The organism is Lysinibacillus sp. FSL M8-0216 (genome assembly GCF_038595555.1).
In the GTDB taxonomy this organism is placed as follows: Bacteria; Bacillota; Bacilli; order Bacillales_A; family Planococcaceae; genus Lysinibacillus; species Lysinibacillus fusiformis.
This window is the reverse complement of record NZ_CP152007.1, coordinates 3,303,145-3,328,663: the sequence shown is the minus strand read 5'-3', so window position 1 is coordinate 3,328,663 and position 25,519 is coordinate 3,303,145. Positions and strand designations below refer to the sequence as shown.

The following is a 25,519-nucleotide window of genomic DNA, read 5'->3' as shown; positions in this document are numbered from 1 at the left end:
TGAGGGTGATGGATAAAACAGCGAAAGTGACGGATAGAACAGCGAGAGTGACGGATAAAGCGAAAGCGATGGATAAAGTAGTCAAAGTGACGGATAGAATCACAAAAGTGACGGATAGCACAGCAAGAGTGACGGATAGAATCGCAAAAGTGATGGATAGAGCATCGAGGGTGAAGGATAAAAGCGAAAGCGATGGATAAAGTAGTCAAAGTGGCGGATAGAATCGCGAAAGTGACGGATAGCGCAACAAAAGTGACGGATAAAACAGCGAGGGTGAAGGATAAAGTAGTCAAAGTGACGGATAGAACCGCAAAAGTGGCGGATAGAACCACAAAAATAACCAATCGAGCGATCAAATGAGAGCTTTCCGTCCCTGCTTTCAGGTTTGCAATTCAGGTTTGTTAGTGTATGATGAGGGTACCTCCATATGATGACCTTTTGCATTGAAAGGATGGTACTATGTTGCAATCTTTATGGCAAAAGTACAAAAAAGGTATGCTAATCCCTGGCGTACTAGTAATCAGTGGACTATTTTTTTACTTCTATTTTTCGAGTTCTGACTCTTCACTTCCCCAAGAAGAGCTCATCGAAACCATCCAACCTATTGAAGAAATAAATCAAGTGGTATCTACTGTGGAAGAGGCGGTCCAACAGCAGATATTTGTTGATATAAAGGGTGCTGTTATGTATCCGGGCGTTTATGAGCTTCAGCCAGATAATCGTATTATCGATGCCATTCAGCTTGCAGGTGGTTATATTGAGAATGCGGATACGCAACTTGTTAATCATGCGCAAAAAGTTCAGGACGAAATGGTCATTTATATTCCCATCAAGGGTGAGCATCTTGTAGATGCATCTACAAATCTGCTCATTTCACCTATAGAGAGCGAGAATAAGGATCAAAAAATTAATATCAATATCGCTGATACGGAGACTCTTGCCACATTACCAGGAATTGGCCCCTCAAAAGCTCAAAGTATTCTTAGTTATCGGGAGGAAAACGGACACTTTCAAACTATTGATGACTTAAGAAATGTTAGTGGTATTGGTGAGAAAACATTTGAGAAATTAAAGGATTCTATTACAGTTAAGTAAAGCTAATAGCATATGACATATTGACGCCCCTTTTCCAAAAGGGCTACACTATAGTAGAAAAGCAACGTGATCGAAAAACTTGTAAGGCAAAATTTTGGAGGTAGTCATATGGAGCGAATTACTTGGGATCAATTTTTTATGGCTCAAAGCCATTTACTCGCATTGCGTAGTACATGTACAAGACTAGCGGTAGGAGCGACTGTTGTCCGCGATAAGAGGATTATAGCAGGGGGATATAATGGGTCCATTACGGGTGATGAGCATTGTATCGAAAAAGGCTGCTATGTGGTGGACAACCATTGTGTGCGTACTGTGCATGCTGAAATGAATGCGTTACTACAATGTGCTAAATACGGCACACCAACAAAAGGTGCAGATTTATATGTGACTCATTTCCCATGTCTCCCCTGTACAAAATCTATTATTCAAGCAGGCATTGAGCGTGTTTGTTATGCAACTGATTATAAAAATAATCCATATGCTCAAGAATTATTTGAAAAAGCAGGTGTGACAGTCGTCCATGTACCATTTGATGAACGGAAAATCGATTTTTTACGAGATGAAAAACTAGCCTTGTATACAGAGATGCTTCATGAACTTCGCGAGAACGGATTGCCAGCAGAAAAATTGCTTCCGTATGAACAGAAGGTGAGTGCACTATTTGGTATAAAGCTTTAAGGCATAAATGGATTTATATAGCTCTCGCTGTACTTGTCGCTTCCTTAGCTGCTCACAAGTCGGCATGGCTACTCGTATTAGTACTTCTTTTAGCCCTGTGGCTCATCTTAAAGGGTGAGTCACGTTTCTTAGTGATAATTGTGTTAATAGGTGGCTTATTATCGCATATTTTTTTTGTGACAATTCAATTAATAGCACCTACCCCACTGCCATCCTCTTTCCCTTTAACTTGGTCAAACGACTATAAAATAAGCGGCCAAAAGCTCCGTGGATTTGCTACAACTACAAATGGTCAAAAGTTATATGTAGTATATACATTTTCCTCAGAACAAGAAAAAGTTAATTATGAACATACATCTATAGCAGGAATGACGTATCTTGCGAAAGGTGAGTTTGTGACTCCTTCTCCATCAGCCCATGATTACGCCTTTTCTATGTCAACTTATTTAACGAGTAAGGGGGCAACTGGTATCGTTGAAATCACTAGTTGGACCTTTATGGAGAAGCGCAGTTCCCCCACCATATTTCTCGCTAAACTGAGACAACAGATGAAAAGACATATAGAAATGACATTTCCCCAAACACTAGTAGCGGAGGCTCAAGCCCTTCTCATTGGAGAGCAGGATCAAATGGATGATGAGCTACAACGAGCCTATCAAAAGCTAGGAATCACTCATTTATTTGCAATCTCTGGTTTACATGTAGCACTGATGTCATGGTTATTTTTTGAAGGCTTGCTACGCATACGTATTCGCAAAGAGATGGCGACTGTGGCCTTGCTCATTTTACTACCGATCTACGGGGTCATTGCGGGGGGTGCTCCGTCTGTATGGCGTGCAGTTTCAGTCGTAGAATTAATGATGTTGCTCCGTTATTTGAAGTGGACGCTGTCAATCGATGATTCACTTGCTATTAGCTTTATAGGGTTTGTTTTACTTGAACCGGGAGTAATCTTTCATATTGGTTTCCAACTGTCCTATTTAGCAGCGGCTAGTCTTGTTTATTCGAGTTTTATTTTTAAACAGACTGGCAATTGGATATCCCGTTCTTTTTTCGTCACATTCGTCTGTCAGCTACTCGTCTATCCTTTATTACTTCATCATTTTTATGAACTTTCCATTTCCTCGTTTTTTGTCAATATTATTTTCGTTCCATTGTTTTCCTTCGTTATTTTACCTTTTAATATTGTAGCGTTAGTTCTTACGTATATTTCCTTACCATTAGCAAACCTTTTATTTGCAGGCTACGAGCCCCTGCGAAATGGGCTAACGAATGTCATTTTTTCAATACAAGCACTGCCTTTTCAATTATGGTCACCCGGTAAACCATCCATCTGGCTTTGTTGTTTAGCGATGCTAAGCGTTCTCGAGTGTTTCTATTTCTTAGAAACAAAACGTTTTGGGCATGCGATTGTTGTTTTAGTCATCCCAGCGATCTGGATTCATGTTTACCCAATGCTTTATAGTGACACAAAGATAACGTTTTTAAATGTAGGGCAGGGTGATTGCATTGTGATTGAATTGCCATTTAGGGAGGCTGTATATGTCATTGATGCTGGTGGCCTTTTACGCTTTGAACAAGAGCAATGGAAGAAGCCAAATAAAGTTTACGAGGTGGGGAAACAAGTGGTAGTCCCATTTCTGAAAGGGAAAGGAATACGAACCATTGATATTTTTATTGTTTCGCATGCAGACGCTGATCATGTGGAAGGAGCCGAGGAGATTTTACAAGAGATTGGGATGAAAGAAATTCACGTTACACCTGGTTCGTTGGGACAGCCTATTATGAGAGATTTGTTAAGGGAAGCCCAAAAGCAAAACGTTCCTATAAAAGAAAAGATGAAGGGCACTTCATGGCAGAAAGGCGAGACTAGCTTTTCTTATTTATGGCCTCGGGATACCTATTACGAGGGTAATGATGACTCCCTTGTTTTATACATGCGTCAGAAGGCGTTTACAGCGTTATTTACAGGTGATTTAGAGAAATATGGCGAACAACAGCTTATGATGCATTATGGACCTCTAATAGCTAATATAACCCTTCTGAAGGCTGGTCATCATGGCAGTAAAACATCTAGTATCGAATCATTTGTAGAGCTCGTACAACCTCAATTCACCGTTTTCAGTGCTGGGCTTCAAAATCGTTATGGTCATCCACATGAAGAGGTAGTTGAGCGATTTGTCAATCGGAATTTAGCTACTTGGACAACGGGGGTGGATGGCACAATCGAAGTACGTATTCAGGGTAATCGTTTGACAGTCACAGCAAAAGAAAAAGACCTTGTCCAATGATCAAGGTCTTTTTCCTTCGTATTTAAGTCTGATTACTGTGATACGAACTCTACTATTGTCGCGATAATAAACATTAGTGTGAAAACGCCAAATGATACACCGAAACCAACACCTGAATCGATTGCATCGTTACGTCGACATTGTATGTTTTTTCCTTCAAATGGATTCATTGTTATCCCTCCAATTCTGTTATTTATTATAAGACAACATGTACATAAAAGCTATATCGAAAAGGAGAATTCCCCGGCTGGCAAGGAATCGACACAATTCGGTCAAACTCACTACAGGACACCTAAGATAGCTTGGTGATTGCTCGACAGAGCCGTAATCTTGGATTGGCTTACCAAATGAACGCCATATAAGTATGGCATCTATCAAGGTTGTAGCCTGCTCAATCCAGATAAAATCATGTATACTTATAGTATTGCTAGATGGAGGGAAAATTATGATTTCAACGGTTTGGAAAACAATAAAAAAAGGTGAGCTGGCACCAGTATATCTACTAGTTGGTGAAGAAAGCTATTTTATAGATGAAACCATTAAGCGTATAAAAGAAGCAATGGGACCAGAAGACGAGCTGGAAATGAGTACTTTTGATTTAGATGAAGTGCCTGTTGATGCTGTTATGGATGAAGCGGATACCATTCCCTTTTTCTCTGCGCAAAAGCTCATTATTGCCAAAAATGCTTCATTTTTAAAGGCGACAGAGAAAGGCAAAGAAAAGATTGACCATGATGTGAAACGACTGGAGACATGGTTGTCCAACCCTTCTGATTTTTCCGTAACCGTTTTTATTGCTCCATATGAAAAGTTAGATGAGCGTAAAAAAGTGACAAAAATGATGAAAGACCATGCATTACTGGTCGAAGCAGAAACACCTAAAGAGCAGGATTTAGCTGTTTGGATTCAAAGTAATGTTAAGGCACAGGGCAATAGCATTACACAGGATGCGATCGAGCTTCTTGTGACGATGGTTGGGGCGAACATGCTTCAATTACAAATGGAAATAGACAAGCTTACCCTTTATCTTGGTGAAGGCGGAGAAATTACGGTATCGCTAGTGGAGGATTTAGTGGCAAAAACATTGGAGCAGGACGCCTTTAAAATGCTCAACGCCTATTTGGCCAATGATTCGGTCAGCGCTTTGTCGATTTATCATGATTTATTGCGACAAAAGCAAGAGCCGATTATGCTTGTTGGACTACTAGCATCCAATGTTCGCACAATGTCGAATGTTTTTTATTTATTGAAAAAAGGGTACCATCCGCAGCAAATCGCCAAAAATTTAAAAATACATCCGTATCGTGTCAAATTAATGACGGAGCAACGTAATCGTCCGTCAGAAGAAAGCTTACTGAGAGCATTATATCAACTAGCGGAGGTCGATTTACAGTTGAAATCAACAGGTGGTAATCGCGAACGATATTTGGAGCTCTTTTTACTTCGTCAACTTTAATACAAAAGCTGTCCAATAGCGGACAGCTTTTATGTTTTCGATAAAAATTAAAAAGACCAGCTACTCTTAATAGAGTATCTGATCCTTTAAACAATTACGCTTTTTTAGCAAGGCGAGACTTTTTACGAGCCGCCGCGTTTTTGTGGATAAGTCCTTTTGAAGCTGCTTTATCTAATGATTTGAAAGCTGCTTGTAAAAGTTCTTGTTTGTTTTCAGCATTGTCAGCAACAGCGTTTTCAGCTTTTTTCACTGTAGTACGCATAGCAGATTTAGCTTGAGAATTAGCAATGTTAGCTTTTTCGTTAACTTTTACGCGTTTAATCGCAGATTTAATGTTTGGCATATATTTCACCTCCTAAATTAGGTACGAGATGATATCTTCTCATTGATTTCTTGTGTCAATACAACAAAAATCATTTTAACAAACGCTTGGCTAAATTGCAATAGATAAATGCAAAGAATATTTACTTGACAGTTTGAACAAACTACTGCTTGAGGTGATTTGTATGCAAAATTTTAACTGGTATCGGACAGATTTAATCGATGAATCTGAAGAGGTAGTTGTCCATCAGACGAAAGAGCAAAAAGAAAAGCTTAAACAATCGAGTGGCGTTCAAATTGAGGACCGAACAGCCGGACGAGTGAAAATTACGGATGTGCTAGTGGATGGAGAGGGTGAGAAGCAAATTGGCAAAAAAGAAGGCCAATATATTACCCTTTCTGTTCCGACACTGACATTAGAAGATCAGGACGGATTTGTACAGCTGGAGCAAGAATTGCTAGAGAATTTTAAAAAATTACATGAATCGCTCTCCTGGCAAGAGAACGATAAAATTTTAATTATTGGTTTGGGTAATCGCACGATTACACCTGATGCGATTGGTCCGTATCTGATTGATCATTTGCATAGTTTAGATGTGATTGATGATAAATTTGTTATGTATGCCCCAGGTGTCACTGGACAAACGGGCTATGAAACGGGAGAGTTTGTAGCCGCAATTGCTGAGCGATTAAAGCCAAAATTAGTCATTGTCGTTGATGCGCTTGCGACAAGAGCTAGTAATCGACTTTGCAAAACCATTCAATTAACGAATACAGGTATACATCCAGGGTCAGGTGTAGGGAATCAAAGGCAAGAAATCTCCTATGAAATGCTTGGCATTCCTGTAACAGCCATTGGTATACCGACAGTGGTAGATGCGCCTGTTTTAATTGCTGATGCGGTAGAAGTTATGCTGCGATCAATAGCGGCTCGCGTAGCTGAACGTAGTAATCCTTCATCGAAGCTATCATTATCCTCATGGCAGCCAAATATCGACAAAGAGCTAGATATGTCATTGGTAGAACCTATTTTCGGGGAATGGGCAACATGGACGAGAGAGGAACGTCAGCAATTGTTTGAAGAAACTTTTGCAGCCTCACATAGACAATTGATGGTAACGCCTAAAGAAGCGGATTACTGGATTGATCGTTACGCAAATTTAGTCGCTTCAATGCTGATGAACTGGGCCAGTGATTTATAAAAATTAGCTAACATTATGCATAAATCAGGAAAAATTTTTACGTTCTAAATGACACCCCCCCTCCATACGATATGGGGAGGAGGGTGTGACTTTGCTAAAAAAACTACAATGGTCATTTGGTATATTATTGTTCTTTTTCGTATTACCTGTCATTGCTGGGCAACTTCCGTTCAACAAGCAAGCATCGACTCCGATTAAACAACCTGAAGATAAACAAGTCGTGTTTGCCGCTACTAATCTAGAAGAACAGAATGTACTTGAACAAACGAAAGAGCCCGAACCAGATTTAGATCCGTTTAAGGTGTTAGTATTATTTACGCATACGCATGAAGCATACGAACCGATGGTGAAAGCTGTGAGTGGTAAGGTAGCGACTTCTCATGAAACGGTCAACATTATGAGCTTGAAGGATAAGATTGTGAATCATTTTAATGTCAATGGTTTAAAGACGGATATTCTTGATGTAGATACTATGAAGGAATTACAAGCACAGGGGAAGGGCTATCATCAATCCTATGATGTGATAAGACCTTTTCTTAGTAAACATTTAGAAACCAATAATTATGATTTAATACTAGATTTACATCGTGATTCCTTAAAACATGATCTTACAACGATCTCATATAATGGGGAAAACTATGCGAAAATCGCTATCGTCGTTGGGGCAGAGCATGCTAATTACCGCTGGAACACAGCTTATGCAGAGAGTTTATCTTCCACATTGAATGCCATCGTTCCGAAAATATCAAAAGGTGTTATTTCCAAAAGTGGAGATGGTGTCGATGGGAGATATAATCAAGATTTAGCAAAGCAAATGATGATTATTGAAATCGGTGGGATTGGCAATACAGAAGAAGAGGTAAATCGAACGATTGCGGTAATCGGGAAAGCCATATCAAAGGCATTTGTTAATGATTCAAAAAAATAAACATAGTAATCAAAAAGTGAGTCTCCTATAGGCTCGCTTTTTGATATTTTATTATAATAAAAATTTCCAGAAAAAAATCTAATTATTGGGCTTTCCATTGCTCAATTCTTGCCTTATAATTTTCAAGTTGGCTCACGATTTTATAATGAATGAAGGCATATGCTAACAGGGTGAAAGAGCTTTTGTAGTATCTACCATTTATGGTAATGCCTTTTTAGAAATACATATGTAGAGAATGAATTTTATAAGAGACTAGAAAAGTAATGACATTCAATATTTCTCTAAAACTTTTATCGTTTCTCAAACGTCAAACATATAAGTGAACAAACTAATCATTTGAGAGGGGATGGTTTTCAATCAAGGTTTCACAATACTTGACAATAGGTTTTATAGATTATTGAAGGAAGGAATAGTATGTCAGGCAAGTCATTAAATCATCGTTACATTCCTGGACTAGACGGGATTCGAGCATTAGCTGTATTAGCAGTTATTGCTTATCATTTTAACTTCAGTTGGGCTAGAGGTGGCTTTTTAGGAGTTGATATCTTTTTTGTGCTATCAGGCTATTTAATCACCTCTACCATGTTACCTTTAAAGGGCAACCAATTAACAGTCAGTCTAAAGAAATTTTGGATTGGACGATTTAGACGGTTACTACCGGCTGCCTACGTTATGATTATTACATCATTTGTTTGGGCAATGCTCTTTCATAAAGAGCTCCTTCATACATTACGTGGAGATGCACTGTCTTCTATTTTTTATTCAAGTAATTGGTGGTTCATTTTTCATAAACTTTCTTATTTTGATAGTTTCGGTTCTCCATCACCCTTAAAAAATTTATGGTCATTAGCCATTGAAGAACAATTTTATGTTATTTGGCCATTACTTTTAATGATAGGACTGTATGTTGTAAAAAAACAAAGTAAACTAGCAAAGATTGTTTTTATTGGAGCTATTTGCTCGGCCCTATTAATGGCAATACTTTACCAGCCAGGTGCTGATCCGAGTCGTGTATATTATGGAACGGACACACGCTGTTTTGAATTATTAATTGGCTGCTGGTTAGCGCTTATTTGGCCAATGAAAAGACTATCATCACAAAAATTATCAATAAACCATATGAAGAAATTAAATAGTATTAGCTTTATTTCGTTTACTATTTTTCTTGTCAGCATTATGTATGTGGATGAATTTCAAACATTCCTTTATAGAGGCGGAATGTTCCTATTTTGCTTGAATGCAGCCGTATTAATTGCTTGTGTTTGTCATCCAGTTAGTATTTTAGGAAGAATACTTGCGTGGAAACCACTATGTTGGATTGGCTCACGATCCTACGGTATTTATCTTTGGCACTACCCCGTCATGGTATTAGGCACACCTATTCATGAAATTGGAAACCCCTCCTATTGGCGAATTGCGCTTCAGTTAGTACTCATCGTGACGATTGCAGAATGCTCCTATCGCTTTATTGAAATGCCGATCCGTAAAGAAGGATTCTGGGCATATTATCGGAAATATTTCGTATTCAATAAAAAGAAATGGGGGAGCCTCACATTTTCAAGAAAAGTATCTACTGTCATGGCTCCACTTTTCCTTCTTGTATTTTTCACAGGGATTACAGGGGTCGTGGGAGAAGGCCAGCAAAGTTCAAAGGATTCGTATCCAACTGCCATTAAAATTAATGGTGATGAACCTACTGCTAATCCAATAAAAGAACCGGACAAAACAACTGACAATCCTTCACCTAGTAAGGAAGAAGAAGTTGATGTTCCAGATATAGAAACACCAAAGCCAGAAGAACACGAAACAAATGTTGTGCCTGAGAAAGAGGATGCTTATCAAAACATACTAGCAATTGGTGATTCTGTTATGATCGATATAGCAACGAGCTTACATAAGGTTTTTCCGAACATTACAATTGATGGGAAGATAGGTCGTCAAGTTTCACAAGCTGTCAAGCTAGCACCAAATTATGCGAGTTTTAATCAATCTAATAATGCGATAATAATCCAATTAGGGACAAATGGCTATTTTACGAATGACCAAATAGATACACTTCTTGCTGCATTTGCTCATGCAGATATTTATTTAGTAAATACACGTGTGCCTCGTTCATGGGAAGGGAAAGTGAATGCGTCTTTACTCCAAAAGTCAGAGGAACATGAAAATATTACACTCATTGACTGGCATGCGGCAGCCCTTAATCATCCAGAATACTTCGCTCCAGATGGTGTTCATTTAGAGAAAAAGGGTGTAGAAGTTTTAACAAATCTTATTCAACAATCCATCAACAAATAAATGAATAAAAAAGTCAGTATATACAGCTTTTGTCTGTGTAGCTGACTTTTTTTATTTCGTAGAATATAATGTTTTTTTCAATCAATTCTTATTGAGGAGTCCAATCCCACTGTATTTATATACTTAAAACTATGAAATTTAATTGCGGTAGCAAACATCCAAAGTATTGATATTATAGGCTTTCTAGTCTAGTTGCTGTTGTACTTTGAGTAGCGTTCATAGTATAATTCATTATAGTTTAATTAGGAGTGGAAAAGATGAACCGAGAAGCACGTTTAAAACGACAAGAGAATATACGGAATTTCTCTATTATTGCACATATTGACCACGGGAAATCAACGCTTGCAGACCGTCTTTTAGAGCAAACAAAATCATTAACATCCCGTGAAATGAAAGCACAGCTCCTCGACTCAATGGATTTAGAGCGTGAGCGAGGCATTACGATTAAATTAAATGCAGTTCAATTAAAGTACGAAGCAAAAAACGGTGAAGTATATACATTTCATTTAATCGACACACCAGGACATGTCGATTTCACATATGAGGTTTCCCGTAGTTTAGCTGCTTGTGAGGGCGCCATTTTAGTAGTGGATGCTGCACAAGGTATTGAAGCGCAAACACTGGCAAATGTTTATTTAGCTCTTGATAATGATCTAGAAATATTACCTGTTATTAATAAAATTGATTTACCAGCAGCAGATCCTGAACGCGTACGTCAAGAAGTGGAGGATGTCATCGGGTTAGATGCATCTGAAGCAGTATTAGCTTCTGCTAAGGCAGGAATTGGGATTGAGGATATTTTAGAGCAAATCGTTGAAAAGGTACCAGCACCAACAGGTGATCCAGATGCACCTCTACAAGCCTTAATCTTTGACTCAATTTATGATGCCTATAAAGGTGTTATCATCTCCATTCGTGTTATCAATGGGACTGTAAAGCCTGGAGATAAAATCCGCATGATGGCAACAGGAGCGGAATTCGAAGTTATTGAAGTTGGGGTACATACACCAAAAGTTGTGCCACAATCTGAATTAACGGTTGGGGATGTAGGCTATTTAACAGCATCTATTAAAAATGTAGGGGACACACGAGTAGGGGATACAGTAACCTATGCAAACCGTCCAGCTACTGAGCCACTAGCAGGGTACCGTCGCTTAAATCCAATGGTATACTGTGGTTTATACCCAATCGATACAGCCAAATACAATGATTTACGTGAAGCTTTAGAAAAATTAGAGTTAAATGACTCGGCTCTACAGTATGAGCCTGAGACATCTCAAGCACTTGGTTTTGGTTTCCGTTGTGGATTCTTAGGATTACTACATATGGAGATTATTCAGGAGCGAATTGAGCGTGAATTTAATATTGACCTAATTACAACTGCGCCTTCGGTAATTTACGAAGTCCATATGACAGATGGCTCTTCCATCAAAGTAGATAATCCTTCCTTTATGCCAGATCCACAAAAAATTGATCGTGTAGAGGAGCCCTATGTAAAAGCTACAATTATGGTGCCAAATGATTATGTAGGAGCGGTCATGGAGCTATGTCAAATGAAGCGCGGTAATTTCATGACAATGGATTATATTGATACAACTCGTGTAAGTATTATTTATGAAATGCCTTTATCAGAAATCGTGTATGATTTCTTTGATTATTTGAAATCAAATACAAAAGGCTATGCATCATTTGACTACGAATTAATCGGTTACAAGCAATCAAAATTAGTGAAAATGGATATTTTACTAAATGCTGAGCAAGTCGATGCACTAAGCTTTATCGTACACCGTGATTTTGCCTATGATCGTGGTAAAATTATCGTTGAAAAATTAAAAGAATTAATCCCACGTCAACAATTTGAAGTTCCAATTCAAGCAGCAGTTGGCCAAAAAATTGTGGCACGTTCAACAATTAAAGCTATCCGTAAAAATGTGTTAGCGAAATGTTACGGTGGGGATATCTCACGTAAACGCAAGCTTCTTGATAAACAAAAAGAAGGTAAAAAACGTATGAAACAAGTAGGTTCAGTCGAAGTCCCACAAGAGGCATTCATGGCAGTACTGAAGATGGATGATACGAAGTAAGGTTGATGTAACAGCGTTTATAGGGGTTTTAAATAATTGATTTTGTGTCAATTTGGTGGGGTTCCCCACCAATTCCCCACCATAAAAAAATAAGTTAGAAATTCTTTTCTTATATATCTTGAGCAAATGAGTCAAAGATGTTAGCAGCATCTCTAGCCATTTTCTCAGTGAGGTGGACATAGCGATCTTCTGTTACGGCAGCTCGACTATGTCCTAATCTTTTTTGTACTGTTTTGACAGGTGTACCGTTTTCGATTAAAGTTGTAGCATGTGTGTGGCGTAAGGAATGAAAGTTAAAACTAATATTTAACTTTTCGCTTATTTTTCTAGTATTATATTTAATGACACTTGGCGTACAATGTTCGCCGTTTTCTTTTTTACATACATAATCATGTTCAGGATCCTGTAGATAAAACTCACCGTATTTTAAACGATTTTCTAATTGTGCTTTTTTAATACGTTTAAGCATTTCTGCGAGCGTATTACCAAATGGAATTGTTCGATAACCAGCCTTTGATTTTGGAGGTCTAGGTTGCCATTGTGCTTTCCCATTTTCATCTTTAATGGCAACTAATTGTTGTTCAACCTCCAATGTCATTTCTTCAAAGTTTATGTGTTTCCATTCGAGTCCACAAACTTCTCCTACCCGCAACCCACAATGTAACCCAATATGAAATGGTAAATAAAAAGGGTGTTCTTCATCTAAAGAACTATTAATAAGCCTTAGATTTTCTTTAGTTTGTATCTTTAATTCCTCACGAGTTGGTTTCCGTTTCTTATCTTTCATTAACTCAACATAATGCATTGGGTTTTCTTTAATGTATTTGTAGGGGTATACTGCATGATTCAATGCTTTGCTTAAGATACCTATGATTATACTTAATGTTTGCCGAGCGTAACCTTCACGTGTTTTTAAATTAATGAATTGCTGCAACACATGTGGAGTCAGTGATTTAACTTTATACTTTCCTAAGTATGGTGTAATATGATTGCAAATAGTTGATTCATAGTTATAGTACGTATTTGGTTCTAATTCGAGTTCAACATATTCCTTCATCCAGAAATCTAAATAATCATGTAATGTAATTTCTTGGGGTTTAAAAACAGTTCCTGCATTTTCATATTCTAAAATCTTTCTTCTTAAAATTGCCTCTGCTTCGGCTTTAGTATTGGCTCCTTCAGCTGTTGCTGAATACTCTGGGCGAATACGTTTGCCATCCACAATGCCCATATCAAAGTAGTAATACCACGTGTTCCCACGCTTGCGAACTCCGCCTTTCATAAAACAATCTCCTCTCATACGTTAGTGTTTTTTTCGCTAATCTCACATAGTAATCACCACCTTTGAGTACATATGTTCTGTTTTGGGGTAAAAAATATATAAAGTTAATTCATGAGCCATAAGTTAAAATTGGTGTATCAAGCCATTCAAACAATTCAATGACGCCCAAGGGTTCAAAGCAAACTGTGAAATTATAGATATATACACATAATCCGTATTTACTCTTGTACCATTCCAGAGCAACATCTAAAAACTCCTCTGTAACATTGAGGAAATCAGCAAGTTCGTAGCGATTTACTATGTGTAATTTATGTGCTTCTATTATTTTTGAAATGGGAATAAGTCTTTCATATGCCCAGGACCTTGCTCTTAACTCTTGCTTACGGTTTTCAATGCTGGTTAGATCGAGAATATCACCAGTTGTTGTGTGGTAATGCCCGACCTCCTCAGCAAGCACGCAGTATTTTTCTAGTAGGGTGGGTAGCAATTTATTTATCCATATAACGTTATCGCTATATAAACCTTTGTTGATGGAAGATTGATAACAGGAAAGAAATTTATCGCATTGCAGCCAAGGTTTTACGAGGGTTGTACAAATCTGAAGATGAAGGCGAGCAAAAATGGGCGAAGATGTGTGAACGATTAAATGTTCATAAAAACAGTTTGTCATTTTTAATGTCGCTGGTACCAGGTGATCGAGAAGAATTTGATAAACATAAATATTTATTCAATGTTGCGAATGGCATCGTAGATTTGAAAACAGGTAAGTTGCACCCACATGATCGTGAGCTCGGCCTAACAAAAATAACAAATATCACATTTGATGAATCAGCTAAATGCCCTGAATGGTTAAGTTTCTTAGAGCAAATATTCCAGGGTGACAAAGAGTTGATTGAGTATATGCAACGTTTAATCGGTTACAGCTTAACAGGTGAAATAAGCGAACAAATCATGGTCTTCCTGATTGGAGGGGGTAGTAATGGTAAATCAACGTTTATTAATACTGTTAAGGACCTCATGGGCGAATACGGCAAACAAGCTAAATCGGACACGTTTATTAAGAAAAAGGAAACTGGCGCGAACAATGACATTGCCAGATTGGTCGGCAGCCGTTTTGTATCAGCGATTGAATCGGAAGATGGAGAACAATTGTCGGAGGCTTTCGTAAAGCAAATTACAGGTGGGGAGCCAGTGTTAGCACGCTTCTTAAGACAAGAATATTTTGAGTTCATTCTTGAATTTAAAGTGTTCTTTACAACTAACCATAAACCTGTAATCAAAGGTGTGGACGAAGGTATTTGGCGACGTATTCGATTAATTCCATTTAACCTACAACTGCCAAAAGAAAAGTGTGATAAAAACTTCTTGAAAAGTTGTCGCTCGAAATGCCGGGCATCCTGAATTGGGCCATCGAAGGTTGCTTGAAGTGGCAGCAGAAGGGGTTGAATGAACCGAGGATCGTGATGAAAGCTACAGGTGATTATAAAGATGAAATGGACATCCTTGGGCCGTTTATGTTTGAACGCTGTCATAAACAGGTTAACGCGAAAATTGAAGCAAAAGAATTGTATGAAGTTTATTCAAATTGGTGCTACAAGAATGGCGAACACCAACTCAAAAATCGAGCGTTTTATAGAATTTTAGAATCACAAGGATTCAAGAGAGAACGGGGAGCTCAAAATAAATATTTCATTTATGGGGTTACTTTCATAGAACGAAAAGATACTGTAATTCAGCAAAAGTTATTGGAAAATGACGAAATGGACGAAAAAGTTACGAAAAGTAACACTTTTAAAATCACTTAGAAATCTCCTTATGTATCAATGGTTTGAAGGTTGTTTTTATTGTTAATAATTACTTTTGTTATTTGTTTTGGATTGTTTTGGATATTAATAAAAAATTAAAAAATAAAAAAAATATATATAAGGGCTGAAACTCCGTAACAGGTAATAAAAATAACAAAAATCCTCAAACCCTTGGGGCTCTGAGGTTCGTTAGGGTTATTTTTAGTAACACTTCGGTAATTTATAGTTATTTTCAGTAACAATTTGATAACGGATTTTTAACTTTCGTTAATTGCGAGGTGATAGATTGCAAGTTTTAAAATTTCTATCAATCATTTGGAAATCAGGAGCAACGATTTATCTGAAAGAAGATGATGTTCATATAGATCATGGTGATAATATTCCAGCAGATGCAATAAAGGTTGGAGAAACCATTTTTGAAGATGTAAAAGAGTGGCTTAAATCATGGGAAGGTGCCAACGGTATTGACCAAACAATGCAAAATATGGTACATGAAGCCTGTGGATGGCAGCACAATCCGAAATTGAATGAGTGGGTATGCGCGGACGTTGATTCATTGATGTTGTTCATGGAGTGGCAAGAAACGTTAGCTAAGAACGGATGGAATGACATTTATACAGACTATCGACAATTTGAAAATGAAGCTTCGAATGTCATGAAGAAAAAGTGTATGAACGTGCTGTTTTATATTCTAATCAAAATAAGTGATTTACAGCCGTTTTAAGACGTTTTAGAGGACGGATGATAAATATATCCAACTTCGAAATAGAACGTATGTACGGTGCTGATATTAGGTGAAAATAAGGAGGTTAAGAGAATGAGAGAGATTAAGTTTCGGGCTTGGGATAAAGAATTTAAACGGTTCAGTGAAAATGCTCTAAATCATACGATTGCTGATATTAATTTCCACACTGATTATGAGTGGATGCAATACACAGGCTTAAAAGACAAGAACGGCAAGGAGATTTATGAAGGCGATATTGTTTTACTCAAAAATGAATTTGCTACTTGGAAAGGTACTGTAATTTTCGATGAAGGTGCATTTAAACTTTCAATAAATCAATCATATGGTAATTCAAAAAATCACTTCAGTAAAACAGATGAAATTAATGACATGGGTGCGAGAATCCAACTAAATAATATTTATGTAGTTGTTGCCAACATTTACGAAAATCCTGAATTGCTAGGTGATTCGCAATGATTCATTACGCTTACACCGATTCAGAGCTAAACAAAATCATGAAAACCATGACGATTGTAGTTGATACTCGCGAACAAGTAAATGGCCATATACTTGAATATTTACGAAGCAAGGATGTACCAATCAAATTGAAGAAGCTAGACACTGGCGATTACACAGCGATGTTACCGAAAAATGAAGAGCTTGGCATCATGCGAGATATTTATTTAAACAGTGGAGTTGAACGAAAAGCGAGTGTTGATGAGATTGTGGGCAACTTAGGTAAGGACGAGCGTACACGCTTTGAAAATGAATTAATTCGAGCGCAAAATATGCCTTTCACAAGCCTTCTTGAAGATCCAGAAGGCTATAAAAAAATTCTAAACGGAACTTATAGAAGTAAATACGATCCACTTGCTTTGCTTGGCTCGTTAAATACTTTCAAGGCTCGTTACGGCTTCGAAATTGTCTACTTAGATAATAAGTTTAGTGGAAATTGGATATATCATCATTTCTATTACCAAATGAAGAACTATCTAAAGAGAGGGGCGTTCTAACCATCATGAACATGTGGAATGGGAACGCGGATTAATGATAAAAAAATACATTTCTTAGCTAGCTAATAATCTAAAATAATTTAAAATATATCCTAGGTAATTCAATTAAAGGGATTTGGAGGATATAATGGTTAGTTTATTTATTTTACAAGGTTTATCACTTTCAGGCGCTGACAAGTATTTATTAGAAGCAGGTTATATAGAAGAAGAAACTATCGAGAAAAATAGTCTTGAATGCGACATTATCATAACTTATGTTTATGTACTTTACGATAAAGAAGGCAAAGTTATAGATCGAATTGGCTACGTTGAATATTGTTTTATCGATGAAGTTGGTGATCAAGATGCATTTAAAGTTGAATGGATAAGATTATAAAACTAAAAGTGTAGCAAGGAATGACTATAGCTCACTTTTAAGAAATAAACAAACAAGGTAGGTGCTGCACATGCCTACGTTATCGCGTAGTGATATACAGACAATCGAAAGATATTGGATTGAGCTGGAGTAAAATAGAAAGAAATTAAAATATCGTGAATGGGAGCTGTTGCATCCACATAATGAAGGTGGGGAAATGGTTGGGGGTCGTAGTAATACGATTTCTGACACGACAGCCAAGAAGGCAATGCTTCTAACCAATGACGATTATTACCAAAACTTAAAACGCATCATCAAGACTGTGGAAGACCTATACAATGAGTTAGACGATGATATGCGTTACTGGGATACAGATGGCTGTTATGAATGGGAGGATATAGCTGACAAGTTATATATTTCTTGTCATAAGGTATTGCGTAAACGTAACATCTTAATAGATAAAACAGCGGAAAGAATTGGATGGGTATAAAAGTGAACTTCTTAACACTAGGGAAGTTCGCAAAAAAACAGTGTAAATTGATATTATCAAGTTTTATCAAAAGCGTACAAAAATACGCTAACAAAAATAAGCATTACAAAATAAACACGCTCGCTTGTACGTGTATTTCGGAAACAAGTATATTAGACTACATTTCTAAATGAGAGGTAGTCTTTTAGTATTCTTTTATGTATAATTTAGTAGTTATTTACATAAAAGGAGAAATGATTTATGAGTACTCAGGTTCCAATAAGTATTTCTGCTTGGTGGCTATTAATAATTCCGATTTTATTATTTCTCTTAATTGGAATAATTGTATTAATAGTCAACCAATTAGCAAACACTAAGCAGAGAAAAATAAGTGGAGAGGATAGTGAAAACAAAAAATGTGATGATAAAACCCTAACGAGTTGGATAGAAAAAAAGGATTTATTATACTGGCTTTTAATTATTTGCTTAGGAACAATTAGTCTTTTTACTTTTAGATATAAAGATGCAACAGAGGTAATTAGTCATTGGGGATTTGCTGGAACTATTGTCTCAATTATTTTGGCCGTGGTAGCTATAGGGTTCACTTTGTTTCAAACACTATCTAGTAATCTTTCAAGTGAAAAAATTGCTGTATCTGCAGATAAAATAGAAAAAGCTACAATTGACTTAGATTCTGAAAGATTAACTGAATCAAGTAAAATAATGAATGAAGCTGCGGATTTCTTAAAAGAGAAATTATCGTATTTTGAGGACAAACTAAACTCAATTAATTCAACTCAGGAACAAATAAGCAAGTTAGCTCAATCTGGATTTGAAAGGATGTATTCTAGTAATACATCTGAAGGGGATAGTATTGATATTATTGAATTAGATTCGTTTGTAAATAAATTTTTACCCAAATCTCCGTACCTAATTGTTTTATTCACGTATACAATTTTTAAGTTACAGCAATATAATCAAGCTGTAACTAATGAAGTAAAAAGGGATATTTCGAAAAAATTAACTATGAGTCGGAATAATGATGAGTTTTTTAGAGGTACAATGTACGCTTCCATGGGAGTTGTTCATACAATTATGAGAGACTTAGGGGTTTTAAGTAAATTTGAAGAAATTCCACAGAAGGATAAGGAAATTATAATTAATAAATGTAATGAACTCGGAAAGAGTTTTAAGAGTTTTAAGCAATTTAATGATTTATCAATAATTGATGAATATATTATAAGTTTAACTGAGAAGAAATAAGAGAAAAACTAAAATAAGTTGAGAGTTAATGATAACTAATCCACGCTTTTTTTCATTGTCTTTTTATTATGCTTGAGAGGATCTTGTAAATGTGTGTCAGAAACAAGCAATTGGATATAGGCCAATATGAAAGCTTAATATTAGATAATTGGGCATTTGCTGGTACAATTGTTTCGATAATTTTAGCTGTAATTGCTATCTTGTATACATTTGACCAAAGTTCAACTACGGTAGCATCTACTAAGAAACTAGAAGAATCTGCAAATAGAGTGGAAGTAACAACAAAAGAGTTGAAAAACAATAACGTTAAAATGGTTGTTTCAGAACTAGAAGAAAAATTAAGTAACATTCTCTCAAAAATGCAAAACGAAATTACAAATGAATTTCGTGCTTTTTCTTTATTTTCAGAGCAAAAGGTAGATAACTCTCCAGTAGACATTAATCTAAATATGAGTGATGAAGATTGGAAAAAATATGTACATAAAAATATTACTAAAGACCTTACATTTGAAGGTTTAATTATAAGTTATGCATATTATTTATTTATCCATAAAAAAAATTACAATTTCCAATCTACCGTAGAGTGGTTTGAAAACATGGGGATGGATAAATCGGGATCAGAAATTGGGAATTATATCGTACAAGGCCGATTTATGTTGTTAAAGTCATTTAATATTATAAACTATGAGCCTGTAATTTCAGAAGATATTAATGTTGCAAAGGTAAGCGATATTAACAATACACTAAAAAAAGAAATTGATATTATTTTTAATGGTCAAGATAATAATGAATCAATCAAACATGCAATAGAAGCGTTAAATAAAACATTTGCTAGAAATTAAATGGGAAGTTTTGAAGTCACACCATCTAATGGGGTGTGGCTTTTTATTATGATTATATTCCTAGAAGTGACATTTTAATCCCTTTAAACTAAGATGATAGTACAAAGGAGGTGTGGTTGATTTGTCAAATATCATTCAAAAGTATAATAAAGATTTATTTTACACTAGTAAAATCATGAAAAAGTATAAGGATGAAAAGTCCTTAGAAAAATTAAGTGTAGAAGAATTAAATATAATGATTCGCACAACTGAGTATGGAATACAACAACTGCTTGGACATAAAAGTTTATTTACGTCATCATTTAGTACTCTGATTGCTTTGGCAATAGTTTTGTTTACTTTTGAAAATGAAAGAATGCTGACATTATTGGGTGTTGCTGGATATGTATTTATCTTATCCATTTATTATTTTTTATCAAACAGGCAAATTAATAAATTAGATGCATACTTAAGTACACTTAGATATGTAGAAGCGAACAAGTAATACATAATAGTCGCACTCATTATGAGTTGCGGCTTATTATTATCTTTATATTTCTTATAATGACAATCTATTCCATTTATCCTATGATATAGGTAGATGGGAGGTGCCAAAAGTACATGGGTATGCAATCTGGTTTTTACAATGTTGTTCAAGAAGGCGTATACGTATCAGAATTTAATGAGATAGTATGGGAATACAAAGTAATCAAAAAAGATTTTGAAGAGCATCTTTTTTTAATGGCCAGAGATTTTATCTCTGAACGTCGAGTGCCAGATTATCCAATAAATTCAATTGAAGATGTAAGAGAAGCTTTAGAATTTCTTTCAAACAGGTAAATAAAAAATGGTAACCAAGTCACATTCATTTAGAGTGTGGCTTTTTATTATGCCTTGAGAGATGGTATTTGAAATCTACAACGAAACTTTTCACCTCCAATTCCGTAGAAATAATTGGAAATAAAAAATGAGTTGTGGGTGAATAGATAATGAGAGATTTTTTAAAGGAAATTATTAAAGAAGTTAAAAGGCAACTAACAAATGAACAACCATCAATAGAGAACATTTTAGATGGAACAATAATAGATTGGTTCATACCTATTTTCGATTTCATACTGTTCCCAGAAGTCTATCTTTTCTTAGCTTCTTCATTAATGTGGAAAATGATTTCTTCATTACTACTGGCAGGTATGATTATTATTATTGCTTTGTTTATAGAAAAAGTTATAGAGAAAAAGACTAGTAAAGAAAAGGTTGAAGAATTGGATGAAAAATTAGCATGGTTCATACTCGCTCCAAGTCTGTTCTATGGAGTAAAAGGGTTAGCATATGGTTTTCTTTTATTCAAACCAATGTTATAGCTATAAGCTATCTCATATCGAGATGGCTTTTTATTATACAATTAACTAAGAATTGTGGAGGGATGAATTATGCAAGTTTGTGAATGTATGAATGACTCGTCTCATGTATTTAAAGGTAGACATTTAGATGGTGTGATGGTGTGTCTTGTCCTATTTGTGGAGGACCTGTCTTACCTAAGCCTTACGATGAGAGGAAGGATAGTAACCTTCCGTATTACAGGGACTTAAAGAAACAATCGTCAAAACGAAAGTCTGCAATCACTATTGATTTGAATTTCGATGACAAATCTAAATTAAAGCTACGAGCAATAGCCAAGCATGTAGGTGCATTGGCTGATGAGTTGGATGCGATTGATAATGCAGATATTGAAAAGCAAAAAGAATTTACAGTATCAATTGGTACTTTAAATAATAAAAACGCTGAGGATATTGCAAATGGTTTGAAGCGTTTATCAACACGATTACAAGGTATTGAATAACATGGAACCAATCATTGTTAAGTGCAACAAGTCATGCGGTCACAGGTTCAATGTCCAACACTTCAAGCTAGACAAACTAAATAACAAAGTCCAAAAGACATACTTCAACTGCCCTAACTGTGGACGTGAGTATGTCTGTTTTTATACAGATGAATCAACACGTAAGCTACAGGCAAAGATGCGTGAGCTACACCGCAAGATGAAGTGGGCTGATGCTCATAAGCTAGACCAACTAAAGCAGGACGAGGCACAGCTTAAGGACACCATAGCACAGGACATGGCGAGGGTGAAGCAAGAGGTAGAGCAGCATGAACAGTAAACACCTACGACCATGCAACAAACCCGGATGTCCAAACCTAACGCGTAATTGAAATATGGATTATCATGGTCTGGATATTAACTCACCAAACTCGGTTGTCCCCAACTCAGCTATCTACAACTCCGATTATAAGATTTGTTATCTTATTTACAACGTTACTGATTATACAGTTCCAGATAACGAGTTCATCACGCAAGTTACCGAGCAAGAATATAAAGACTTCATAGATTCACTAGAACCTATACAACCAGTAATTTCTGATTCGGAAAAAATCGCTCAACTAGAAGAAATAATACAAACACTTATTTTAGAGAAAGAGGGGCTATTATATGAATCAAGTTATCATTGATTTCCTAGTATATCGTATTACTTCTGGAGCATTGGCGTATAAAGAATGCATTATCAAACGACCTGATTTAAAAGAAGGAATAGATGTATCACTTCAAGCGAAAAAATCCGAGCATTTAATAAACGATATCGAAAACAAGTAGACGCAACATAAGCTAGCGTTATGCATTAATCTTAACCATTAACATTTTGAAGAACTATTAACATTCCTCAATATTTAATTTATATATATATGCATATAGTTAAAGTGGGGAAATAAGTTATCTATTGTTGACGGATCGCCGTATGCGATGAAAGTTGCCTGTACGGTGAAGGCTCGTTATAAAACCGAGATAAAATGGTATAAGACGAGAATAGCGTACCATCAACACCGAATGTAACAATAATGCCTGGATTTGAGAGTGGACATGCACGTTCTATGTCCATAAATAGTGTTACTGTTTATTATTTAGAAGCAATAATATTTGAAAACTCAGGAGGGACCGTTACATTTAGAAATCCAACATCTTCGAATTCATCAGTAGTAACAGTATCTTTAGAAAATGGTGCTGCAATAAAGATAAATAAGGTATCAACTGGAAGTTCAGTAATAACAGTAGATTATATTGATAGTAAGGGTGTTACAGGTATGTATGTAATAAATGTTGACAACTAATTATTAAACCTCACCATTTGGTGGTGAATCTTTTTTAAAGCCTTCCACAGATAATTGTGGAGGGCTATTTTTATACAACAAGACCTAAGCAATGCACTGTGCCGAACAGTGCTATTTTTATTTGTGAGGTGTTGACATGGATCAACGAATAGAAAGATTAGAGAGTGATATGACCGATGTGAAAACACGTCTTGCCGTAGCTGAATCAAATATCAAGGAAATTCGAGAGGATTTAGGCGGGATTAAAGACAATACAACATGGATATTGAGATTGTTAATTGGCGGTCTTGCAAGTGCAGTATTGGCTTTTATTAGTAAAGGAGGATTGATGTAATATGAAAATCAACTGGAAAGTACGTCTACAACATAAGCAATTTTGGGTATCATTAATCGCATTATTACTAGTGCTCGCTAATCAAACAGCGGGCATTTTTAATGTCGATATTACGATTTACAATGCACAAATCACAGCCATTTCAGAGACTGTATTAAGCATATTAGGTTTGCTTGGTATTATTATCGACCCGACTACCAAAGGTACCTCAGACAGTGAGCAAGCATTGAATTATAACAAACCAAAGGGTGAAAAATAATGATGCACATCAGACGAAATTTAGTGTTAGCAGCCATTGCTATTAAAGTAACAGGAGGACGAAAAAACGCTCGTAGAAAAGTATGTATTCATGAAACTGATAATACCAAAAAAGGTAGTGGAGCAGACAACCACGCTCGACTACAAGCTAATGGTAATAATCGTCAAGCTAGTTGGCATTGGTCTGTGGACGACAGAGAAGCAATTCAATCTTTTACACATGATTATCAATGTTGGGCGGCAGGTAGTACACAGGGACAATGAGGCTATCCATATAGAAATGTGTGTAAATAGTGATGGCGATTATGTAAGGACTGTACAAAATACAGCAGCATTAGTTGCAAAAATTCTTAAAGATGAAAGTTTAACAATTAATGATGTGGTACAGCACAACTTTTACAGCGGAAAAAATTGTCCTAGTAAGATGCGTTCCACAAGCGCACCTATTCCGTGGAGCAGTTTTTTACAAATGGTTAAAGCAAATATGCAACCTTCACCCCCGAATAATATTGAAAAGGATGATGACACAATGAAATTTACAAATGAAACAACTAAAGCTGCTGTACGTGACTACATTAAACAATCTGTGGATAAAAAGAAAATTGATAAGTCATGGCTTGATAAATTCGACCAAGGTACAATGACAAGTGGTGACTTTGAAGGATTAAAAATTATAATCTCCCAACGATAAAGCAAATGCCTGTTACCTTAATTGGTAAGGGTTTTTTTATTTTGGTTATCAGAAATTCAATGTAATGTCAACAGATATTCAAGTACAAATTGTTATTTAAAGATTACAAAATGAATGGTTACTATATTACGATTAACATCAAATTATATGTAGTGAAAACGTTGATAATGTAACTTTAGTATCATTTTCTTATATAAGAACCGCCAAAATGTGGCGTACTTAATGGCGTGATGTGGCGGTCTTTGTAAATTTAGTGTAAATTTAACGCCAAAAAATGGCGTGATTCAACAATTGAAATGAAAAAGTTTCCAATGATAGGATAATAATAACTCGAGGGTGTGCTTACTATAGTAATCAGCTTATTAACAGAATATTAAATTCGATTAATTTATGGAGGGTAAATATATTGAAAAAGTTTATTATTAGTCTAATATCTACATTTTTATTATGCGCAACGATTTTACCAAGCATATCTTTTGCACAAGAAACAAATGAAGGATCTGGAAATGAAAATTATGAATATCCCGAAGGATTAGATAATACCCTTCCTATTGATAACATTGGTGATGGTGAGGAAGCAGTACAACAATTTTGGGTAGGTGCTATATTCAGAGTGGTTTTACAAGCTGGGAAATATATTTCAACAATGAATAGAACAGGTAAGGTAATAAAAACTGCTAGAAATGTTGTAGCTACAGAAGCTCATATTTTTTCAAAAAAGCATCTTGATGGAGGTATACTGAGATTAGGAAAAGATAGACAGCAAATTGTAGACAGAGGGATTGATATAATATCAAAAAATGACGACAACGGAAAGTTGAAACAAGGGCATAATCAAATTTGGACAAATATCAATAACCAGCCAGCTGAGGTAAGATGCTTTGTGAGTAAGGATGGTCAAATAGAAAGTTTTGATATTTTCTTTCGTGCTGTAAGTACGCCTAAACCAGGTGCTAATTTGATTATTGATTAAGAGGCGAGGATGAAAA

The 25,519-nt window shown here is 36.0% G+C and carries 32 protein-coding genes and 2 pseudogenes; 30 read left to right on the top strand and 4 right to left on the bottom strand.

The genetic code is table 11. The features are described 5' to 3' along the window. Positions 1-8 precede the first annotated feature (8 nt). From MKX57_RS16380 to MKX57_RS16360, 5 genes are all read left to right on the top strand, one after another. Positions 9-200, top strand: a complete 192-nt coding sequence (locus MKX57_RS16380) for a hypothetical protein (protein WP_258954979.1) — start codon at positions 9-11, stop codon at positions 198-200. Between the two features lie 10 nt (positions 201-210). Beyond that, positions 211-360, top strand: a complete 150-nt coding sequence (locus MKX57_RS16375; RefSeq protein ID WP_170110033.1) for a hypothetical protein — start codon at positions 211-213, stop codon at positions 358-360. A 99-nt stretch (positions 361-459) separates the two neighbouring features. Continuing rightward, the gene (locus MKX57_RS16370) at positions 460-1,095 is read left to right on the top strand and encodes a helix-hairpin-helix domain-containing protein (RefSeq protein ID WP_089986653.1); all 636 of its coding nucleotides are present in this window, start codon (positions 460-462) and stop codon (positions 1,093-1,095) included. A gap of 108 nt (positions 1,096-1,203) precedes the next feature. Then, on the top strand, positions 1,204-1,773 hold the full coding sequence (locus MKX57_RS16365) for a ComE operon protein 2 (RefSeq protein ID WP_008180909.1): 570 nt from the start codon (positions 1,204-1,206) through the stop codon (positions 1,771-1,773). A gap of 131 nt (positions 1,774-1,904) precedes the next feature. Beyond that, complete coding sequence (locus MKX57_RS16360; protein ID WP_342550420.1) at positions 1,905-4,064, top strand: DNA internalization-related competence protein ComEC/Rec2; 2,160 nt, start codon at positions 1,905-1,907, stop codon at positions 4,062-4,064. A gap of 32 nt (positions 4,065-4,096) precedes the next feature. Here the strand turns inward: MKX57_RS16360 and MKX57_RS16355 are convergent, their stop codons facing one another. Further along, on the bottom strand, positions 4,097-4,234 hold the full coding sequence (locus MKX57_RS16355) for a YqzM family protein (RefSeq protein ID WP_004226902.1): 138 nt from the start codon (positions 4,232-4,234) through the stop codon (positions 4,097-4,099). A 275-nt stretch (positions 4,235-4,509) separates the two neighbouring features. On the opposite strand from MKX57_RS16355, the gene holA reads away from it, so the two are divergent. Further along, complete coding sequence (gene holA, locus MKX57_RS16350) at positions 4,510-5,520, top strand: DNA polymerase III subunit delta (RefSeq protein ID WP_342550419.1); 1,011 nt, start codon at positions 4,510-4,512, stop codon at positions 5,518-5,520. A gap of 94 nt (positions 5,521-5,614) precedes the next feature. Here holA and rpsT read toward each other — a convergent pair whose 3' ends face one another. Further along, positions 5,615-5,863, bottom strand: coding sequence for a 30S ribosomal protein S20 (rpsT, locus tag MKX57_RS16345; RefSeq protein ID WP_008180898.1), 249 nt, complete (start codon positions 5,861-5,863; stop codon positions 5,615-5,617). Between the two features lie 163 nt (positions 5,864-6,026). Here rpsT and gpr point away from each other — a divergent pair, with 163 nt between their 5' ends. The 4 genes from gpr (at position 6,027) to lepA (ending at position 12,353) form a co-directional block, all read left to right on the top strand. Further along, positions 6,027-7,043, top strand: a complete 1,017-nt coding sequence (gene gpr / locus MKX57_RS16340) for a GPR endopeptidase (protein WP_342550418.1) — start codon at positions 6,027-6,029, stop codon at positions 7,041-7,043. An 85-nt stretch (positions 7,044-7,128) separates the two neighbouring features. Continuing rightward, a complete protein-coding gene (gene spoIIP, locus MKX57_RS16335) occupies positions 7,129-7,971 on the top strand; it encodes a stage II sporulation protein P (RefSeq protein ID WP_225316126.1) in 843 nt (280 codons plus the stop codon). Positions 7,972-8,385: 414 nt separating this feature from the next. Then, entirely contained in the window at positions 8,386-10,269 is a 1,884-nt protein-coding gene (locus MKX57_RS16330; RefSeq protein ID WP_008179544.1) for an acyltransferase family protein, read from the top strand. Positions 10,270-10,526: 257 nt separating this feature from the next. Next, positions 10,527-12,353, top strand: a complete 1,827-nt coding sequence (gene lepA, locus MKX57_RS16325) for a translation elongation factor 4 (protein WP_008179541.1) — start codon at positions 10,527-10,529, stop codon at positions 12,351-12,353. 109 nt (positions 12,354-12,462) lie between these two features. Here the strand turns inward: lepA and MKX57_RS16320 are convergent, their stop codons facing one another. Together MKX57_RS16320 and MKX57_RS16315 are read right to left on the bottom strand one after the other, a co-directional pair. After that, entirely contained in the window at positions 12,463-13,635 is a 1,173-nt protein-coding gene (locus MKX57_RS16320) for a site-specific integrase (RefSeq protein WP_342550417.1), read from the bottom strand. 109 nt (positions 13,636-13,744) lie between these two features. Then, entirely contained in the window at positions 13,745-14,137 is a 393-nt protein-coding gene (locus MKX57_RS16315) for an ImmA/IrrE family metallo-endopeptidase (protein ID WP_342551132.1), read from the bottom strand. A gap of 29 nt (positions 14,138-14,166) precedes the next feature. Between MKX57_RS16315 and MKX57_RS16310 the strand changes: the two are divergent. The 20 genes and pseudogenes from MKX57_RS16310 to MKX57_RS16215 all read left to right on the top strand — a co-directional run. Further along, positions 14,167-15,440, top strand: a pseudogene (locus MKX57_RS16310) (phage/plasmid primase, P4 family); the annotation flags it as partial. 286 nt (positions 15,441-15,726) lie between these two features. Further along, positions 15,727-16,164 (top strand): hypothetical protein, encoded by a 438-nt coding sequence (locus MKX57_RS16305; protein ID WP_342530135.1) that lies wholly within the window; start codon positions 15,727-15,729, stop codon positions 16,162-16,164. Positions 16,165-16,257: 93 nt separating this feature from the next. After that, a complete protein-coding gene (locus tag MKX57_RS16300) occupies positions 16,258-16,641 on the top strand; it encodes a YopX family protein (RefSeq protein ID WP_342530133.1) in 384 nt (127 codons plus the stop codon). Then, positions 16,638-17,177: an ERCC4 domain-containing protein gene (locus MKX57_RS16295; protein WP_342550416.1), complete on the top strand. Its 540-nt coding sequence runs from the start codon at positions 16,638-16,640 to the stop codon at positions 17,175-17,177. Before MKX57_RS16300 ends, MKX57_RS16295 begins: the two co-directional genes overlap by 4 nt. Positions 17,178-17,304: 127 nt before the next feature. Then, the gene (locus MKX57_RS16290) at positions 17,305-17,553 is read left to right on the top strand and encodes a hypothetical protein (RefSeq protein ID WP_342530129.1); all 249 of its coding nucleotides are present in this window, start codon (positions 17,305-17,307) and stop codon (positions 17,551-17,553) included. Positions 17,554-17,701: 148 nt separating this feature from the next. Next, a pseudogene (locus tag MKX57_RS16285) lies at positions 17,702-18,022 on the top strand (transcriptional regulator); the annotation flags it as partial. A 240-nt stretch (positions 18,023-18,262) separates the two neighbouring features. Further along, on the top strand, positions 18,263-19,264 hold the full coding sequence (locus MKX57_RS16280; protein WP_342530127.1) for a hypothetical protein: 1,002 nt from the start codon (positions 18,263-18,265) through the stop codon (positions 19,262-19,264). 89 nt (positions 19,265-19,353) lie between these two features. Beyond that, on the top strand, positions 19,354-20,106 hold the full coding sequence (locus MKX57_RS16275; protein ID WP_342550415.1) for a hypothetical protein: 753 nt from the start codon (positions 19,354-19,356) through the stop codon (positions 20,104-20,106). A 121-nt stretch (positions 20,107-20,227) separates the two neighbouring features. Then, positions 20,228-20,590, top strand: a complete 363-nt coding sequence (locus MKX57_RS16270) for a hypothetical protein (protein ID WP_342530123.1) — start codon at positions 20,228-20,230, stop codon at positions 20,588-20,590. A gap of 116 nt (positions 20,591-20,706) precedes the next feature. Continuing rightward, entirely contained in the window at positions 20,707-20,925 is a 219-nt protein-coding gene (locus tag MKX57_RS16265; protein ID WP_342530121.1) for a hypothetical protein, read from the top strand. 149 nt (positions 20,926-21,074) lie between these two features. Next, positions 21,075-21,446 carry a hypothetical protein gene (locus tag MKX57_RS16260; protein WP_342530119.1) on the top strand — a complete coding sequence of 124 codons (372 nt, stop codon included), beginning with the start codon at positions 21,075-21,077 and terminating at the stop codon, positions 21,444-21,446. A gap of 140 nt (positions 21,447-21,586) precedes the next feature. Further along, positions 21,587-21,925 (top strand): hypothetical protein, encoded by a 339-nt coding sequence (locus MKX57_RS16255; RefSeq protein ID WP_342530118.1) that lies wholly within the window; start codon positions 21,587-21,589, stop codon positions 21,923-21,925. A 1-nt stretch (position 21,926) separates the two neighbouring features. Further along, positions 21,927-22,244, top strand: coding sequence for a hypothetical protein (locus tag MKX57_RS16250; protein WP_342550414.1), 318 nt, complete (start codon positions 21,927-21,929; stop codon positions 22,242-22,244). A 329-nt stretch (positions 22,245-22,573) separates the two neighbouring features. After that, a complete protein-coding gene (locus tag MKX57_RS16245; protein ID WP_342530114.1) occupies positions 22,574-22,735 on the top strand; it encodes a hypothetical protein in 162 nt (53 codons plus the stop codon). 242 nt (positions 22,736-22,977) lie between these two features. Beyond that, positions 22,978-23,247, top strand: coding sequence for a hypothetical protein (locus MKX57_RS16240; protein ID WP_342530112.1), 270 nt, complete (start codon positions 22,978-22,980; stop codon positions 23,245-23,247). Between the two features lie 136 nt (positions 23,248-23,383). Continuing rightward, positions 23,384-23,581, top strand: a complete 198-nt coding sequence (locus tag MKX57_RS16235; protein ID WP_342530109.1) for a hemolysin XhlA family protein — start codon at positions 23,384-23,386, stop codon at positions 23,579-23,581. A 1-nt stretch (position 23,582) separates the two neighbouring features. After that, positions 23,583-23,840 (top strand): phage holin, encoded by a 258-nt coding sequence (locus tag MKX57_RS16230; RefSeq protein WP_342530108.1) that lies wholly within the window; start codon positions 23,583-23,585, stop codon positions 23,838-23,840. Continuing rightward, entirely contained in the window at positions 23,840-24,103 is a 264-nt protein-coding gene (locus MKX57_RS16225) for a hypothetical protein (RefSeq protein WP_342530106.1), read from the top strand. Before MKX57_RS16230 ends, MKX57_RS16225 begins: the two co-directional genes overlap by 1 nt. A 16-nt stretch (positions 24,104-24,119) precedes the next feature. Then, entirely contained in the window at positions 24,120-24,530 is a 411-nt protein-coding gene (locus MKX57_RS16220; protein WP_342550413.1) for a hypothetical protein, read from the top strand. Between the two features lie 406 nt (positions 24,531-24,936). Next, positions 24,937-25,503, top strand: a complete 567-nt coding sequence (locus MKX57_RS16215) for a hypothetical protein (protein ID WP_342530102.1) — start codon at positions 24,937-24,939, stop codon at positions 25,501-25,503. Positions 25,504-25,519 lie beyond the last annotated feature (16 nt).